Genomic DNA, 16,673 nt, shown 5'->3' with positions numbered 1-16,673 from the left:
GCTTTAACTGCAATAAGTAGACCAAGAATTAAAAAATGCTTTGCAAGTGTAATAGGTAAAGATCTACTAAAGGATCTGTTACCAAACCTGTTTCAAAATCTATCAAACCAGGTTGAATAAGCTCACCTAATATAAGTGCTACTGTATATGCAACTGTTCCTAAAATAAGCATAAAAGCTAAAACAACAAATAGAGAACCAATATATCTCTTATGCGTATTTTTACCTTCTTCAATATTGATAAAACTTTGCCTCATTAACAAATCTCCTTTTAACTTATTAATTGAAAGATTAAATAAACAGCTACTGCCCAAATAATAAGAGCAGAAACTTTATTTATCTTTCTCAAATGTTTTCCATTTTGATCAATTTTCTTTATACTTCTTCCTGTTAGTGCGAGACCAACAAACCAAATCCACGAAACTATAATACACGCTAGTGTAAATAACACCTTGTCTCCTTCATTATAAGCAAGTGAGCTTGTCCCAATGACACCAATTGTATCTAAAATTGCATGTGGATTTAATAAGGAGACACTCATCGCAAACATAACTTGTTTTTTAGGAGATAACGAGGATGAATTATGCTCCTTATCTGCCTGTTCATCTGACCTCCAAACAGACCAGCCCATATAAAGCAAAAACATAATGCCTATCAAAAAAATAGTTACTTTTAACCATTCAAATGAAAAAACAATAACAGACACTCCTAGGACAGAAAGAATAATTAAAAATGTATCACAAAGTGCTGCTGTAACAATAACCGGAAGAGCCTGCACAAACCGGGGTTGTAGTGCCCCTTGGTTAAAAACAAACACATTTTGTGCACCTAAAGGAAGAATCAACCCAAATGCTAATAATATTCCATGCAATATTGCCTCCACTTATTTTTCCTCCATATTTTTTAAGAGTTTCCTTTTTTAACAGATATTAACATCATATATGAATACGGATTGTTTTTAAATATTTAACTCCTTTTCTTACGTTCGATTTGTAGAAGAGATTTTTGGTGTGAAGGAAGCAAGAAAAACACCTGCCCATTACTCGTAGAGATGATGTTGATTACCTTCCTATGGGTAAGAAACGTAATTCTCTAATTCAATTATTAAATATCGCTGGAGTTGGACCGATCTTCGGACCTATTATTAACAACATCATATATCGGCGCAAGCATCATCACTGTTTTATAACTGGTCTCTTCTATAAGGCTGCTATTAAGGCAAGAGAAAATAAATGACAACTTGATGATGACATAAACATTGCAGCATAGCATTTTCCAAAAAAGAAGCAGCTTTCCCAGCTGCTTCTTTTCTATTTATAATTTCAATTATTAGTCCTTGTCTTTCTTAAACTCATATTTAATTTATGTTAAAATAAGCTATCTAAAAGTTTAAGGGAGACTAACATGAAATTACACACTCTAATTGAATACTGCTTGCTAATCTTTTTTTCTGGAATTTACTTTGCCTTTCTAGGTTTTGAGTCTAGTGGGGTTACCTTTATTATCGGGGTTATATTCATTTACATAATTATTTCGCTCTCATTAAAGCGAATTCTTCCCCATTATCACCTTGCGGATAAAAAAATGTCTATTTTAGTTAGTGTACTACTAGTAATTGGTTCTGTCTTTATAACGATGCTTATTTTAACGATCTTGGCTACATAAAAGCATTTCATTTATTCACCTAAATTAGTTGGTGGTTTTCCTTGATTATGCCTTCTTTTTCTTTTAAAAATAAAAAGCGCAATAAAAAGAATTCCACCAATAAGAATTAAAATCGGTAAACTTCCAACTAAGAAAATAAAAATACTAGACATTGATTTTAAAACAACATTAACACTTTCCATGAACTGCTTCTTTGTCCGCTCCCAAGTATTCAAACCCTCATTATCAAGACCTGGAACACTTACTTTATCTTCTCTAACTTGAAGCGTTACAGTAGCTAAACTAACTTGATTATCTAAGTAATTCATTCTTCCCTTTATTGTCTCAATTTCTTCTTGTATAGCTGCTAAGTCGCTTGAAATTTTTAATAAATCCTCTGTTTTTTCAGCCTTCTCCATAAATTCAAGTAATCTTTTTTCAACAACTTGTTTAGATTTCAAACGTGATTCAAGATCAACATATTCTTCTGTTACATCTTGGCCGGAAATTGAACGATCTAAAACCTTTGTACTTCCCTTTTCAACACTCTCCAAAAATAAATGAAAAGATTCCTGTGGTATTCTCACTGTTATTGTACCTTCAACCGTTTCTCCATCATCCACAGAGTAGGAATGAGATTGTACAACATATCCATGTAAAGTTTCTATTTTCTCTTGAACAAATTTCACTGTTTCATCAAAGTTCGATACTTTTATAGACAGATCAGCTGTATAAATAACCTTCCTGTCACTATTAAAGTTATCTTCCTTTTTTTCCTTTTCAACCGTATTTTCTACTGAATCTCCTTCTGATCGTTCTTTCTTTTCCAGTTCCGGAACAGCTTGATCAGCGGATTGACTCGTCGTATTATCAATTGCACTCTCACTTGAATTATTACTACAACCAGTAAAAAGGATAACAAGAAAGAATGAACATAAAAGAAACCTCCACTTTTTCATCTTTTTAACACTTCCTTTGTTGTGTTTGACTTATATATGTAGTCGCTTAAAAGGATGAAATGTTACAAAAATATGGAAGATAAATTTAAAAAAGACGACAAATAAAACTTTGTCATCTTCGTTGTATTAACTATTCTGTTTTACTTAAATGATCCAATGGGAAAAAGATAAATTCAGATTTACCCAAGATACGATCTTTTTCAATTAAACCTAGACCGTTTCGACTATCCATGCTATTTAGTCGATTATCTCCCATAACAAAATAGTTACCGTTCGGTACCTCTATCTCTTCAAAATCATCCGTTAAGTCAATTCCTATACTCTCTGCTTCCTTTTCATTACTATCAAGGTATGGTTCCTTTATAACCGTTCCGTTGACATACACTTTTCCATCTTGCGCACTGACCTTATCTCCTGGGACACCTATTACACGTTTTACATAGCGAATGTTTTCTTCTTTGCCATCAATAATAACAATATCACCTTTATCAATCTCACCAATAAATTTTAACGTTTTATTAACAAAAAGACGATCCCCATCATGTAGTGTTGGATCCATCGAAGACCCTTCTACAAGATATGGTTCAAATAAAAAAATACGAATAATCATAGCCAGTCCAACCGCTAGCACAATGGCCTTTGTCCATTCCCACATCTTTGACTTCGTTGTTTCTGTTTCAGTTTGCGACATGAAGATCCTCCTATATTACATTGCTCTTTTATCATTATACCTTGTTATATGGATATTTTGCCAATAAATATCCTATTTCTATAAAAACAATTAATCCCCAAATGAAGAGAGATCATTCGGGGATTAGAAATAATTTTACGATTATTTACTTGAAGAAATTCTTCTAATTAATGGTAAATTCTTATACGACCTCTAGTTCAACTTCAATATTTCCTCTTGTTGCTTTTGAATATGGACAAAATCCATGTGCCTTTTCAACCAATTCTTCAAGCTTGTCCTTTTCAATTCCTGTTCCTTTTACTTGTAACGTAACACCTAGTTTAAAACCATCATCAGACTCGTCCTTTAAAAGACTAACATTTGCTGTTACTTCAGATTCAAAGCTCACATTTTCTCTTTTTGCAATTAATTGTAATGCACCGTCAAAGCATGCAGAATAACCAGCCGCAAATAATTGCTCAGGATTTGTTGCTTCAGGCATTTCCTTGGCTCTAGGTGAACCTGGCATTGCTAGTTGTAAATTGATATTACCATCAGATGACTCAACTCTGCCATCTCTTCCACCGACTGCTGTGACTGTTGACGTAAATAATGGTTTTGACAAGTTAATTCCACCTTTCAATTCTATCTTTTTCTCTACTACTTTTATTTACCCAACTTTTTTTACTTTTAATCACTACAGTTGTAAAAGAATTCTCAAAAAAGAAAAGCAGACTGATTTCTAGTAAACTAAAAACCAGTCTGCTCTTTTACAACTTATTATTCATTAACACGCTTTTTTAAGATTCCTAACATTAAAGCAGTAACTACTGCACCTATAACAATAGCTAATAAATATAAAACCGGGTTACCTTCAACTAATGGAATAACAAATGCACCGCCGTGTGGTGCGCGTAATCCATTTCCAAAGAACATTGCTAAGGCTCCAGCTACTGCAGAACCAGTGATAATGGAAGGAATAACACGAGCTGGATCGGCCGCTGCAAAAGGAATAGCACCTTCTGTAATAAATGAAGCACCCATAATATAACAAGTAATCCCTGCTTCACGTTCACGTTTCGTAAATTTATTTTTAAATAAAGTAGTTGCTAATGCAATTCCTAGTGGAGGAACCATACCGCCAGCCATAACTGCAGCATGCGGAGCAAAGTTTCCAGCATCAATCATTGCAATTCCAAATGTGAAAGCAGCTTTATTAATTGGACCACCCATATCTACTGCCATCATTCCACCTAATAGTAAGCCTAGAAGTATTAAGTTTCCTGTACCTAAGTTGCCTAAGAAGTCACTAATCACACCATTTAATGCACTTACAGGTTGATTTACTACAAAGAACATGATCATTCCAACAGTGAATATACTTAATACCGGATATAACAGAACGGGTTTAATTCCTTCTAAAGAAGCTGGCATACCAGATAAAAGTTTCTTTAAAAGTACAACAATATAACCAGCTAAGAAACCAGCAATTAATCCACCCAAGAAGCCTGCGCCACCTTGAGCTGCCATAAATCCACCAACCATACCTGGTGCTAAACCTGGACGATCCGCAATACTTAATGCAATGAATCCCGCTAATACAGGAATCATTAATCCAAATGCATTTCCGCCACCAATTGTGCTCAATGCTTCTGCAAAGGCGTTATGTGAAGGGTCATTAGGGTCTGATGCATGAATTCCAAACATGAATGATAAGGCGATTAAGATACCGCCACCAACAACAAACGGTAACATATTAGATACACCGTTCATTAAGTGCTTATAAAATCCAGTTCTTTCACCGCTGCGATCTTCTTTTTTCGATTCTCCACTTCCTTGATAAATTGGAGCATCTTGATTCACAGCACGATCTAATAATTCTTTTGTTTTACGAATACCATCAGCAACTGGAACAATGATCACATGCTTACCTTTAAAACGTTCCATTTCTACTTGTTTATCTGCAGCTACGATAATCGCTGTAGCTTCTTCAATTTCTGCAGGAGTTAAAACATTTTTAGCTCCACCGGAACCATTCGTTTCTACTTTTAACGATAAGTTCAGCTCTTTTGCTTTTTCTTTTAATGCATCTGCTGCCATATACGTATGAGCAATACCCGTTGGACATGCAGTAACAGCTAATATTTTACCTGTTTTCCCTTCAGTTGACACAGCTTCATTCTCATCTTCTTGAACATCATATTGGTCGATAATCGCCAACACTTCATCTTCTGTTTTTGCTTGAAGTAACTGATCTCTTACTTCTTGCTTCATTAATATACTTGAAAGTTTTGACAATGCTTCTAAGTGGGTATTGTTTGCGCCCTCTGGAGCAGCAATCATGAAAAACAAATAACTTGGTTGACCATCTAATGATTCATAATCCACACCATTTGTTGAACGTCCAAACACAATAGCAGGTTCTTTCACTGCATTTGTTTTAGCATGAGGAATGGCAATACCATCACCAATTCCTGTTGTACTTTGTTTTTCACGATTTAATACTGCTTGCTCGTAAGCCGCTTTGTTTGAAAGCTTACCAGCACGATCTAAAACATCAACTAATTCTTTAACAACATCGCTCTTTGATGTTGATTGGATTTCTAATTTTATTGTACGTTTTGTTAATACTTCTGTTATCCTCATCTTTTTTCCCCCTCTATATTTTGAATACTTCTATTTGAGGTAATAACTCTTCTACTTCTTTTTTGGTGCACAGTTCAAGTGAAAATGCTGTTGCACTGCCTGAAGCAACACCAATTTTAAACGCTTCTTCCAACGATTTATTATCGGAGAATGCACTTAAAAAGCCACCAACAACTGAATCACCGGCACCAACAGAATTTAACACCTTTCCTTTTGGTACATTTGCTACATAACTGAATTCATCTGTAACTAGAAGTGCCCCTTCACCAGCCATTGAGACAATCACATGCTTTACACCTTGTTTAACAAGTTGCTTTGCATATTTATGTGCATCTTCCACAGATTGAATGTTAGTTTCAAACAATTCCCCTAATTCATGATGGTTTGGTTTAATTAAGAATGGTTTTTCAGATAAAACCTCTTTTAGCGCATCACCAGAAACATCTGCCACTACTTTTATCTCTTTCTCTTTACAAATAGTCATGATTTTTTGATAGATAGATGTTGGTAATGTCCCTGGAATACTACCTGCTAAAAGAACAATATCGTCTTGATTCATATGCTGAAACAATTGTAAAAACTGATTTAGCTGTTCTTCTGACACACTAGGTCCCACTCCATTTATCTCTGTCTCAACGTCAGTTTTTAGCTTAACGTTTATTCTCGTATCACCAGAAACTTTTATAAAGTTGTGTTGAATATTCTCTCCAGATAGAAAATCTGCTACGAAAGAACCGGTAAAACCACCTATAAAACCTAATGCGTTAGATTCAACACCTAATCGCTTCAACACACGTGATACATTAATCCCTTTACCACCAGGAAATTTTGAATCTTCCGATGTACGGTTTAACGATCCTAACTCAAATTGTTCAACTCTTACGATGTAATCAACTGATGGATTCAATGTAACGGTATAAATCATGTATTCACTACCTTTATTGCTGTATTTTTTGTATATGGATAAAGGACTTCATCTTCTCCTTCATCTGTTATAATCTTTGCTTCTGAAAGCTGAGCAATTCTTGAAAATGCAATTTCTCCAAATTTGGAATAATCAGCTAAAACATATTTCTCTCTTGAAAGCTTTAGTGCTGTCATTTTCATTGCTGCTTCTTCAGGGTCAGGTGTTGTATAACCTAACTCAACATGTATTCCATTTACTCCTAAAAAGCATTTATCAAAACGGTATTGTTCTAATGCCGTTAAAGCACCGCGTCCAATCATAGCACCAGTAGATGGCTTTAAGAATCCACCAATTAAATATGTTTTTATCCCTTTACTTAAAAGCGGTTCAATAACAGTTAGTCCATTAGTAACAACGACAATTTCTTTTTCAGGTGATAAATATTCAACCATTTGTAGTGTTGTTGTACCTGCATCTAAAAAAATACAATCTCCTTCTTCTATAAGAGCAGCTGCTTCAGATGCAATCATTTTCTTTTGCTGAAGGTTTTTGGCAGATTTCTCACTAACATTTGGTTCCTTTAGCTTTCCTTGTAAAAGTGCCGCTCCGCCATGAATTCGTTTTAAATACTTATCTTCTTCCAATTGTGTTAAGTCACGACGAATTGTGGACTCTGATGTGTTAGTTAAGTCGACAAGCTCATGTATTTTCACAGAATGTCTTTCTTTTAAAAGATCAAGAATTAGTCGATGACGTTCAGGTGTTAACAAACTAACAACACCTCCTAATTTTTTGTAAGCGAATACATAATCTACTTACTTTTTCATTATACTTTCATCTTCATCCAAAATCAATCATATTTTATCAAATACTATCACTTTTTATCACTAAAAACATATAACTATTTCAAAAACATTCATATTTTGAATGATATTTTAATAAAATAATAGCCGATAGAACCGATACATTCATTTCATTTGAATGAAATTGGTTGTTTTTCGAAAGAATTCGATTGTATTAGTTAAATAAGTCTCTGCATTTCAAGAGAAAAACATAATAAAAAACCTCCCATAAACAACTAATGGGAGGTTAAAATGTTATTCATATCTTAAAGATTCAATCGGACTTAAGCGGGCCGCTTTATTCGCAGGTAACATTCCAAAAACAATTCCAATAACCATTGAAAATATTAACCCTCCTAAAACAACCTGCCAAGAAATGAGAGGTGGCCATCCAGCAAAGATTGATACAACATTTGCTGCTATTGCTCCTAGTAAAATTCCGATAATTCCACCTATAAGTGTAAGGGTGACCGATTCAATTAGAAATTGAGTAAGAATTTGACGCTTTGTTGCGCCTAACGCCTTTCTTATTCCGATTTCTTTTGTTCGTTCAGTTACGGAAACAAGCATGATGTTCATCACGCCAATTCCCCCGACTACAAGTGAGATACCCGCAATTGATCCAATAATTAACGTCATAATGGTTGTGATTTGACCAATTCCTTCTGCCATTTCTTCCATATTAAACACTTTATAAGAATTATCTGTATTATGAGTTGTATTTAAAAGAGTTGTTGCCTTTTCTCCAACCTCTTTCATTACGTCAGCATTTGTAGCCTGTAACGTAATTGAATTATATTCATTCTTTCCAAAAGAATTCCGAAATGTATTCCATGGTACATATACTTCCATCGCTCCGAATGCGAATAAACCTTCTGGCTTCTCTAATACTCCTATAATTTCAATCGGTTGACCATTAATCCAAACAACTTCACCTAACGGCTCAATTTTATCAAACATTTCCTTTTTCAACTCTGAGCTAATAACCCCTACACGTGTGCCTCCAATAAAATCTGCTTCAACCAGATTTCTTCCTGATTCAACCTTCAAGTTATTTACTTCCATATAGGCTTGGTTTATACCATTAACACTAGTATCGGCTGTTTCTTCCCGATATCTTGTTGAAAAATATTCTGATGAAGCTGCAACAACTTTTTTCACTTCTGGTATATTGCTTAATGAATTAACATCTTCCTGAGTAAAAGCAGCATTCATATAGGCATTTGGGTTTGACATTAATTCTTCTTCACTTGGTTCATAATAAACTTCAATCGTATTACCAGGACCAGTTATTGAAGTTTTTAGTAATTGCTCTCCACCTTGACCGATGGCAACAACTAAAATAACGGATGCCACACCTATAATAATTCCGAGCATCGTTAAAATGGAGCGCAATTTATGAGCTAATACTGAACTTAATGCCATCTTTACATTTTCAAGTAAGCTCATACTTCTCTCCTCCGCTCTACATCTGAGAGAATGATCCCATCTCTAACTGTAATAATTCTTTTTGCATAATCAGCAACCTCTTGTTCGTGGGTAACAAGTATAACTGTTGTACCCTCCAAATTTAATTGTGTGAATTGCTCCATTATTGTAATGCTTGTTTTACTATCAAGTGCACCAGTTGGTTCGTCCGCCAGTATGATTTTAGGGTTATTTACAATTGACCTCGCGATTGCAACACGTTGTTTTTGTCCTCCAGATAACTCATTGGGCAAGTGATTCACCCTCTCGGCTAGCCCAACCTTTTCAAGAGCCTGCTTTGCTCTCTCCTCACGCTCTTTTTTCTTATAACCCGCGTAAACCATCGGAAGCTCTACATTTTTTAGAGCCGTGAGCCGGGGAAGAAGCTGAAATTGTTGGAAAACGAAGCCTATCGATAAATTACGTACCCTAGCTAACATTTCATCCTTATAAGTGGAAATGTCCTCATCACCGAGTAAGTATGTGCCCGAGGTAGGGTTGTCTAAACATCCAATAACGTTCATTAGTGTCGATTTTCCGGAACCAGAAGGACCCATAATCGCAACGAATTCACCTTCGTTAATTGTTAGACTAATTCCTTTAAGAACATCTAATGTATCCTGTCCTACTTTATAGCTCTTAGTAATGGAAGTTAACTCAATCATTTCTCATTCACTTCCATGTTATTTTGCAGCTCATTTGAAGGACTAACAATAACTCTTTCTCCTGTTTCTAACCCTGTTTTGATCTCCATATACTCATCACTTGCCGCACCTGTTTTTACTATTTTACGAATGGCCTTTCCTTCTTTAACAACAAATACATAATATTCTTCAGCATCCTGTTTCACTGCTTCTAAAGGAACAGCAAGAGCTTTTCTTTTTTCTGTTTGGATATCCATTATTAATTTAAAGCCTGGTTTTGCTTTAATACCTTTATCATCAATTGTAACTTCAATTGGATACTGAACAGCACTATCTTCATTACCCATTGCATTTTCATTCTGTTCCGGCAGAAGATTAACCTTACTAACGGCACCAACCCATTCCTTTCCTGGTACAACATCAGATCTCAATGTTACAGGTTGCTTCTCCTTAATTTTTAAAGAATCATATTCAGAAATGGATCCCTTTACAATAAGCTCATCAGGTTTTGCAATGTGTAAAATAGCTCCTTGAGTGACTCCTTTTGATGCATCTTTACTAATAGAAAGAACCGTACCAGAAATTTCACTTACAACTTCAAGTTCTCCCAGTTTTTTCTCAATTGTTTCTTTTTGAAGTAGCACTTGTCTAGCTTCGAGGTTAGCTAATTTTAAATCTGTTTTTAATTGATCTCTTTCGGCATCAACTTGTTTTTTTGCTTCATCCTTGCCTACTTGCTTCGTCAAATCTTCCTCTTTTTCATCCAAATCATTTATTTGTTTTTCCACCTGATTAATTCGTAAGTAGGAAGACTCTAGAGATAAAGCATTTTGTTCTTTTTCTAATAATAGCTGTTCATTCTCATACCGAAGTAGAGGTGTTCCTTCTTCCACCTTATCTCCTTCTTTTACAAGAATCTCAGCAACATTACCGCTTTCAGGGGATAAGTAAACAAAACTCTCATTTCTTAGCGAAAGTGTACCGGGAACCATTACATTCCCGGTCATTTCACGTTCTTCAACTTTTATTGTATCAACTGTTAGGTTTTCTTTATTTACTGTTCGAAAAACATTAATTCCAACTAATATAATGATTAAGCACGCAACGCCTATACCTATCCAAATTTTTTTCTTCATTAGAACTGTGCTATCCCTTCAAAAACTCCTCCAATTGCTGCAACAATAAGACCTAAAATAAAGAAAATAATAGCAATTGTATATGCTGCCGGTTTGGAAAGCTGAAACTTTCATAAGTCCAAGTGCCAGCAAAACATAATACCAAATTTGAAACACTTCAAATACGCCTAAAACTGCTCCTAAAACTCCATCTGCTCCAATAAGACTGTTCACACTTGTTAGCATAACGTACGGATCTCCACCAATTGCGAAAATAATAAGTTGATTCAATAATTGACCAATTGTTGTGATAAATCCTGTGAAAATGATTAGTGAAAACATTTGTTTAAATGAAACTGATGATTTAGCTATTTTGGCAATTCCGAATAAAATTGCTGCAACAACTAAAAAGCCAATTGATGTACCAAATAAACCACCAAGTCCCCCAAAAATGATTCCAAACATTTTTGTAAGCTCAAGCTCTTCAGCGGACATAGCTGGTCCTGGTAATGTAGAATAATCCACGTTAAGTACTGTAAGGACAGCAATAACTGTTCCAAGTATAGACAAAAGAATTAATGGCAACCAAATGACTGGTCTTTCTCTTAATCTCTCAAATTGTTCTCCCGGTTGAAAAATCATTCCGAATAATGACGGTTTTTTCGTTTTTATTGTTTGTTCTTCCATGTTTCTACCTCCAAAATTTGTCTTCATTACCTAATACGTAGGAGGTATTAAATGGTTTCAAAAAAATAAAAAATCTTAAGCTACTTGTTTTAAAAAACTAGTAACCTAAGACTTTTTACTAATAACTTCTCACTAGTGCATTTTCTTCTTTAAATAGATCTTTTCTTGCTACACCAGATTCATAAGCAGCCTTCACCACTGCCTCGCGTACCTTTTCAACAACTTTTTGATTGAATACACTTGGAACAATGTAGGTTTCACTTAATTCATCATCAGAAACTACATTTGCAATAGCTTTTGCAGTAGCAATTTTCATTTCTTCATTAATTTCTGAAGCCCGGCAATCAAGTGCCCCTCTAAAAATGCCAGGGAAACAAAGGACATTATTAATCTGATTTGGAAAATCGGATCTACCTGTCGCCATCACTCTAACATATGGTTCAGCTAGTTCTGGATCAATCTCGGGTACAGGGTTAGCTAATGCGAACACAATTGGATCTTTCGCCATTGTTTTGAGATGTTCTACCGTTAACACACCAGGAGCTGAAACTCCGATAAAAACATCTGCTCCTATTATTACGTCAGTTAAGGAACCACTGATATTTTCTGGGTTTGTCATGTATGCAAAGTCTGTCCAATTTTTATTATCGTATGTTTCATTTCTATTAATAGCACCTACTCGATCAACACCTATGATGTTTTTCACTCCAGCAGCTAGCAGCATTTTTGCACATGCTGTTCCAGCTGCACCTACACCATTCAAAACAACTTTGATTGATTCAATATTTTTACCAGTAAGCTTAAGTGCATTGTAAAGACCTGCAAGTAATACGACAGCTGTTCCATGTTGGTCGTCATGAAAGACAGGTATGTCCATTTCAGCCTTTAATCTTTCTTCGATTTCAAAGCATCTAGGAGAAGAAATATCTTCTAGATTAACACCTCCAAAGGCAGGCGCAATTGATTTAACAATCGAAATAATCTCTTCCGGATCTTTCGTATCAAGGCATATTGGGAATGCATCTACATCTGCCATTTGTTTAAACAGCATTGCTTTTCCTTCCATAACAGGCATTGCAGCCAATGGCCCAATATCACCTAGTCCTAAAACTGCAGTTCCATCAGAAACAACCGCAACCGTATTTCGTTTAATCGTTAACGAGTGAGCTTTAAGTGGCTCATCAGCAATGGCGTTACATACCTGTGCGACTCCAGGTGTATAAACTCTAGATAAATCATCTCGATTTTTAATCGGATTTTTTGGAGTGATTTCTATTTTTCCTCCAAGATGTAATAAAAAGGTTCGATCAGAAACTGACAAAATCTTTACACCTTCTTGTTGACTGATTTCGTCCATAACAGTTTGACCATGTTGTTGATTCTTTACTGTTATCGTTATGTCTCGTACCGTTTGTGTTTTACTTGTTGAGATCACATCAATTCCAATTACATCACCACCAGCTTCCCCAATTACCTTAGCAATCTCACTAAACGTAATAAGGTTTTTCTGAAAATGAAGTCTAATAATTATATTCATGCTTGCATTACTAAGTTGAGACATTCGATACCTCCACATGCTTTATCAATAAAGGGGATATTAGAACGACTAATCTATTTCTTGTACGTAGCGAAAGCCTATAAGCATTTGCGCTTGAAATAAATTAGATGAATTGGAAGCGTTTTAATATCCTGAATACATTTTATTATAGGTGCTCTTTTCTGTAATCGTTTTGACAATTTATTGCTTTTAATTTTTTCTGTGTATTTTGTTCATTTTATTTACGGTATTTATTAACTCACAGTAACTGATTTTTTCTCGATTGTATTTCTACCAAAAAATTTTCTTAAGAATAACGGAATGATGAATAAGATAAAAAACACACGAAATAATTGGAAGGCCGCCACCATTGAAACATCCGCATTTACTGTATGAGCTGTGACACCCATTTCAGGTAATCCACCTGGTGCAATACATAGAAATGCTGTAGACATAGAAATAGAGTATAAGCTATGTAATCCGTATGCTAATAAAAGAGCAAACCCTACAATGAGTAATGATGACAAGACCGTAACTGGCAACAAACTTCGCCAATTACCTAGCATATTTGTTTTCATCCCAAGACCTAGGTAGATCCCCAAGCAAAGCTGTGCCAATATGGTCAAAAAATCAGGCACAGGTGGAACGTTAAACCCAAATACAGTTAAAAGTGCAGTAGAAATAAGTGGACCAATAATCCACGGAGTAGGGCATTTAAAACGAACTGCCAATTTAGTAAAAAAGAAAACAATAACTAAAAAGATTAATAGTTGTATGTAACCGCTTGTATTCATTTGAGAAACAGAGTCTTCCACGAAACTATCGGTGTGAGAGGTAGATAATGCATGGATCGTTAAGAAAGGTACTAGAAAAATAACCGTTAACATCCTCACCGTTTGCATAAATGTAACAATTGTTGGTTCTGCATCAGTAATTTCTTCACTTAAAATAACCATTTGTGATAATCCCCCGGGTGTTGTCCCCATCACCGCACTTGCTCCTTTCATTTTTGTGACCTTTGAAATGAACTTAGCCATTATAAGACCAAATCCAACCATTAAAATTGTTGTTATCATCATTGAGGGAAATTGCTCAAGTATTTGCCTGGCACTCTCCGTTGTAAATGATAACCCCATACTAAAGCCCAAAATCATCTGTCCACCGTTACGAAAACCAATTGGCCAATGTAATTTGCGTTTAGTTATCAACTTCCAAAGCATAACTGCACTTAATGGACCAAGCATCCATGCTAAAGGCAAGTTAAATAGTAAGAAAAGAGTTCCCCCAAATACTCCAACAATGACTGTTTCAATAATAAAATAAAGGTTTATTTGCTTGACCAATCTTAATCACCCCTCTTAAATCTGCTTTCCTATTCTGTTGCAATAACTAAAAAAAGACCCTAATTTGCTACTCTTTTCACATTAACAATGGGAAAAGAGCAATTTAGATAGGGTCATTTTGGTTTCTATTAATTAGCTACTGTTTCTACTAAGTGATCATTAAAATAAACAACATGTGAGAGGATACTACTTCCTCTCATGCTCTGTAGTGATTCTTTAGCTTCTAATTCACATTCATATTCGAACATTTTAATACTTTCATTAGAATAAACAGTAATTACCCACATTTTTTTCTCCCCCAATATCTTTGATAAAAGGCTAATCGTCAAATCATAATGGTAAACTTCTATACTAACATTTATAAATAGCAATCTAATAAATAGTATAAAGTTCCCCTTTTAGAAACAGTTGCTAAGACAAGATAAAGTTTTGTAACCTTTCATTCCATATGATAATTCCAGTTACTTTCAAAGTAAATAATACAAATAATTATTTTATTATATTCATTAAGTGAGTTTTGACCATTTTGTTCATGAGAATCAACTCATCTCATTAACCCCCATTAAACGCTCATACATCTCACTTTGTTGTTCAAGATAGTTAAAGGTATCTTTACTGTCTTTATAAAAACTCTTCCACATATATTCGTCTAGTATTCCTTGCCATTTTTTAGTTTTCACCATTTCACTTAATGTCTTATCCCAAAATAAAATCTCTTCTTTCGTCATATTAGGCGGCCCCATTATTCCTCGCCAATGGCTAAAAACGACGTCTATCCCTTCTTCCTTCCAGGTAGGAATCATCGGAAGTTCCCTCAATCGCCTATCGGCCGAAACTACTAGAAGCTTTACTTGATGTAACTCATAATACTTAATTGCTTCTGATATTGTCATAGTGGCAACATCTATTTGTTTTGCAAGTAATGCATCAACAACCTGTTGACTATTTTCATACACCCGGAAATTAAGCTTTGTTGGCTCTATATCTGCTTGTTTACTAGCCAATACAAAAGAAAGTTGATCATCGTTTCCTAATCTAGGCGAAACCCCAATTTTAAAAGATTCTGGTGCTGATTTCATCTTTTCCATTAACATTTTTGCACTATTCATTTCAGATTCTTTTGAGACAATAACTGCTTCCCATTCAGTTGCCAATGTTGCGATTGGAGTAAAATCTTTAAATGTTAGCTTACTTTGACCTAGCAAATGATTTGTTATAAGAAGACTTGAATTCATCGCAAGTACTTGTCCATCTTGCTGACTTAAAAATTTCTACCCTAGTTCTCCACCAGCACCAATTTTATTCACTACTTGAATATCTTCCTCTATGATCCCTTCACTTAAAAGAGTACGTTGCACAGCTCTTGCTGTTAAATCCCATCCTCCACCTTTTGAGCTTGGAGCTATAATTGTTATATCTTCATTTAGCAGAATTTCATTATTCTCTTGTACTGAACATCCAAAAAGGAAAAGGAGAAAATATAAGTAAACATAAAAGATTCTTTTTCTCATCATTACCTAATAAACTCCACCTTTTTTAAAGTACTTTCTCTCCGGTCTTCCAACTATGCCATATTCATGTTTTGATTTACATTCATCAATTGAGACGAGATACTCCAAGTACCTTCTTGCAGTTGTTCTTGAGGCACCTATTCTTTCCCCCATCTCTTCAATCGTAACACCACCGTTAAAAGCGTTGAGAACCTCAATTACCTTTTGTAGCGTTATTTTATCGACCCCGGAAGGTAAATCTTTTTGATTTAGTGTTTGTTGTTTTCCTTTTGTAAAATATTGATCAATGAAGACTTGAGTCACTTCATCTTGGCTATAAAATAATTTCCTTCTATTTTTATAGTTTTCAATTGTTTCAATAAATTTTTCCATCGTTACAGGTTTTAATAAATAATGAAATACACCTTGTCTTATAGATGTTTCAAGCATGTCTTTTTCAGTTGCAGCCGTGATCATGATTACATCGGTGGTAGGATATAGCTCTCTAATTCTAGGTAATAGATCTGTACCTAATTCATCTGGTAAATATATATCAAGTAAAAGCAGATCAACTTTATTTTCATTCAACAACTTCATCGTGTCTTTTGCATTTAGTGCCTTTCCTACTAATTGGACGTCTGCTATCTTCTTTAGAAATTGCTCCTGAACCTGGGCAATTCGAAAATCATCTTCTGCAATTAAAATGTTAATCATTTGAACCTT

At 34.9% G+C, this 16,673-nt stretch carries 17 protein-coding genes and 2 pseudogenes; 2 read left to right on the top strand and 17 right to left on the bottom strand.

Features of this window, described 5'->3' with window-relative positions:
- Window positions 1-28: 28 nt before the first annotated feature.
- Both MVE64_RS22600 and MVE64_RS22595 read right to left on the bottom strand, forming a co-directional pair.
- The gene (locus tag MVE64_RS22600) at window positions 29-256 is read right to left on the bottom strand and encodes a hypothetical protein (RefSeq protein ID WP_247341457.1); all 228 of its coding nucleotides are present in this window, start codon (window positions 254-256) and stop codon (window positions 29-31) included.
- 14 nt (window positions 257-270) lie between these two features.
- Entirely contained in the window at window positions 271-882 is a 612-nt protein-coding gene (locus MVE64_RS22595) for a LysE/ArgO family amino acid transporter (protein WP_247341456.1), read from the bottom strand.
- 79 nt (window positions 883-961) lie between these two features.
- Here MVE64_RS22595 and MVE64_RS22590 point away from each other — a divergent pair.
- Together MVE64_RS22590 and MVE64_RS22585 are read left to right on the top strand one after the other, a co-directional pair.
- Window positions 962-1,145: pseudogene (locus MVE64_RS22590) on the top strand (carbon starvation CstA family protein); the annotation flags it as partial.
- Between the two features lie 258 nt (window positions 1,146-1,403).
- Window positions 1,404-1,664 carry a hypothetical protein gene (locus tag MVE64_RS22585; RefSeq protein WP_247341454.1) on the top strand — a complete coding sequence of 87 codons (261 nt, stop codon included), beginning with the start codon at window positions 1,404-1,406 and terminating at the stop codon, window positions 1,662-1,664.
- Between the two features lie 11 nt (window positions 1,665-1,675).
- On the opposite strand, the gene MVE64_RS22580 is transcribed toward MVE64_RS22585, so the two are convergent.
- The 15 genes and pseudogenes from MVE64_RS22580 to MVE64_RS22510 form a co-directional block, all read right to left on the bottom strand.
- The gene (locus MVE64_RS22580) at window positions 1,676-2,602 is read right to left on the bottom strand and encodes a DUF4349 domain-containing protein (RefSeq protein WP_247341452.1); all 927 of its coding nucleotides are present in this window, start codon (window positions 2,600-2,602) and stop codon (window positions 1,676-1,678) included.
- A 130-nt stretch (window positions 2,603-2,732) separates the two neighbouring features.
- Window positions 2,733-3,293 carry a signal peptidase I gene (gene lepB, locus MVE64_RS22575; RefSeq protein WP_247341451.1) on the bottom strand — a complete coding sequence of 187 codons (561 nt, stop codon included), beginning with the start codon at window positions 3,291-3,293 and terminating at the stop codon, window positions 2,733-2,735.
- A gap of 181 nt (window positions 3,294-3,474) precedes the next feature.
- The gene (locus tag MVE64_RS22570; protein ID WP_247341449.1) at window positions 3,475-3,897 is read right to left on the bottom strand and encodes an organic hydroperoxide resistance protein; all 423 of its coding nucleotides are present in this window, start codon (window positions 3,895-3,897) and stop codon (window positions 3,475-3,477) included.
- A 155-nt stretch (window positions 3,898-4,052) separates the two neighbouring features.
- Window positions 4,053-5,918: a PTS fructose transporter subunit IIABC gene (locus MVE64_RS22565; RefSeq protein WP_247341447.1), complete on the bottom strand. Its 1,866-nt coding sequence runs from the start codon at window positions 5,916-5,918 to the stop codon at window positions 4,053-4,055.
- A 13-nt stretch (window positions 5,919-5,931) separates the two neighbouring features.
- Window positions 5,932-6,843: a 1-phosphofructokinase gene (gene pfkB / locus MVE64_RS22560; protein ID WP_247341445.1), complete on the bottom strand. Its 912-nt coding sequence runs from the start codon at window positions 6,841-6,843 to the stop codon at window positions 5,932-5,934.
- Window positions 6,840-7,595, bottom strand: coding sequence for a DeoR/GlpR family DNA-binding transcription regulator (locus tag MVE64_RS22555; protein WP_247341443.1), 756 nt, complete (start codon window positions 7,593-7,595; stop codon window positions 6,840-6,842). Before MVE64_RS22555 ends, pfkB begins: the two co-directional genes overlap by 4 nt.
- 327 nt (window positions 7,596-7,922) lie before the next feature.
- Window positions 7,923-9,116, bottom strand: coding sequence for an ABC transporter permease (locus tag MVE64_RS22550; protein WP_247341441.1), 1,194 nt, complete (start codon window positions 9,114-9,116; stop codon window positions 7,923-7,925).
- On the bottom strand, window positions 9,113-9,799 hold the full coding sequence (locus tag MVE64_RS22545) for an ABC transporter ATP-binding protein (protein ID WP_247341439.1): 687 nt from the start codon (window positions 9,797-9,799) through the stop codon (window positions 9,113-9,115). Before MVE64_RS22545 ends, MVE64_RS22550 begins: the two co-directional genes overlap by 4 nt.
- Complete coding sequence (locus MVE64_RS22540; protein ID WP_247341437.1) at window positions 9,796-10,914, bottom strand: efflux RND transporter periplasmic adaptor subunit; 1,119 nt, start codon at window positions 10,912-10,914, stop codon at window positions 9,796-9,798. Before MVE64_RS22540 ends, MVE64_RS22545 begins: the two co-directional genes overlap by 4 nt.
- An 18-nt stretch (window positions 10,915-10,932) precedes the next feature.
- Window positions 10,933-11,580 carry a YknW family membrane protein gene (yknW, locus tag MVE64_RS22535; RefSeq protein WP_247341436.1) on the bottom strand — a complete coding sequence of 216 codons (648 nt, stop codon included), beginning with the start codon at window positions 11,578-11,580 and terminating at the stop codon, window positions 10,933-10,935.
- A gap of 118 nt (window positions 11,581-11,698) precedes the next feature.
- Complete coding sequence (locus MVE64_RS22530; protein ID WP_247341434.1) at window positions 11,699-13,141, bottom strand: NAD-dependent malic enzyme; 1,443 nt, start codon at window positions 13,139-13,141, stop codon at window positions 11,699-11,701.
- A 230-nt stretch (window positions 13,142-13,371) separates the two neighbouring features.
- Complete coding sequence (locus tag MVE64_RS22525) at window positions 13,372-14,460, bottom strand: AbrB family transcriptional regulator (protein ID WP_247341433.1); 1,089 nt, start codon at window positions 14,458-14,460, stop codon at window positions 13,372-13,374.
- 128 nt (window positions 14,461-14,588) lie between these two features.
- Window positions 14,589-14,747, bottom strand: coding sequence for a hypothetical protein (locus MVE64_RS22520; RefSeq protein WP_247341431.1), 159 nt, complete (start codon window positions 14,745-14,747; stop codon window positions 14,589-14,591).
- Between the two features lie 252 nt (window positions 14,748-14,999).
- Window positions 15,000-15,971, bottom strand: a pseudogene (locus MVE64_RS22515) (tripartite tricarboxylate transporter substrate binding protein).
- 6 nt (window positions 15,972-15,977) lie between these two features.
- The gene (locus tag MVE64_RS22510) at window positions 15,978-16,664 is read right to left on the bottom strand and encodes a response regulator transcription factor (protein WP_247341429.1); all 687 of its coding nucleotides are present in this window, start codon (window positions 16,662-16,664) and stop codon (window positions 15,978-15,980) included.
- Window positions 16,665-16,673 lie beyond the last annotated feature (9 nt).

It is taken from the genome of Metabacillus endolithicus, assembly GCF_023078335.1.
GTDB lineage: Bacteria > Bacillota > Bacilli > Bacillales > Bacillaceae > Metabacillus > Metabacillus endolithicus.
Note: the sequence above shows the minus strand (reverse complement) of the source record. Positions and strands in the feature narration are given on the sequence as shown.

Coding starts and splice junctions, on each gene's coding strand:
- MVE64_RS22600 (WP_247341457.1), bottom strand. CDS start 256: ATGAGGCAAAGTTTTATCAATATTGAAGAAGGTAAAAATACGCATAAG.
- MVE64_RS22585 (WP_247341454.1), top strand. CDS start 1,404: ATGAAATTACACACTCTAATTGAATACTGCTTGCTAATCTTTTTTTCT.
- MVE64_RS22580 (WP_247341452.1), bottom strand. CDS start 2,602: ATGAAAAAGTGGAGGTTTCTTTTATGTTCATTCTTTCTTGTTATCCTT.
- lepB (WP_247341451.1), bottom strand. CDS start 3,293: ATGTCGCAAACTGAAACAGAAACAACGAAGTCAAAGATGTGGGAATGG.
- MVE64_RS22565 (WP_247341447.1), bottom strand. CDS start 5,918: ATGAGGATAACAGAAGTATTAACAAAACGTACAATAAAATTAGAAATC.
- pfkB (WP_247341445.1), bottom strand. CDS start 6,843: ATGATTTATACCGTTACATTGAATCCATCAGTTGATTACATCGTAAGA.
- MVE64_RS22550 (WP_247341441.1), bottom strand. CDS start 9,116: ATGAGCTTACTTGAAAATGTAAAGATGGCATTAAGTTCAGTATTAGCT.
- MVE64_RS22545 (WP_247341439.1), bottom strand. CDS start 9,799: ATGATTGAGTTAACTTCCATTACTAAGAGCTATAAAGTAGGACAGGAT.
- MVE64_RS22540 (WP_247341437.1), bottom strand. CDS start 10,914: ATGAAGAAAAAAATTTGGATAGGTATAGGCGTTGCGTGCTTAATCATT.
- yknW (WP_247341436.1), bottom strand. CDS start 11,580: ATGGAAGAACAAACAATAAAAACGAAAAAACCGTCATTATTCGGAATG.
- MVE64_RS22530 (WP_247341434.1), bottom strand. CDS start 13,141: ATGTCTCAACTTAGTAATGCAAGCATGAATATAATTATTAGACTTCAT.
- MVE64_RS22520 (WP_247341431.1), bottom strand. CDS start 14,747: ATGTGGGTAATTACTGTTTATTCTAATGAAAGTATTAAAATGTTCGAA.
- MVE64_RS22510 (WP_247341429.1), bottom strand. CDS start 16,664: ATGATTAACATTTTAATTGCAGAAGATGATTTTCGAATTGCCCAGGTT.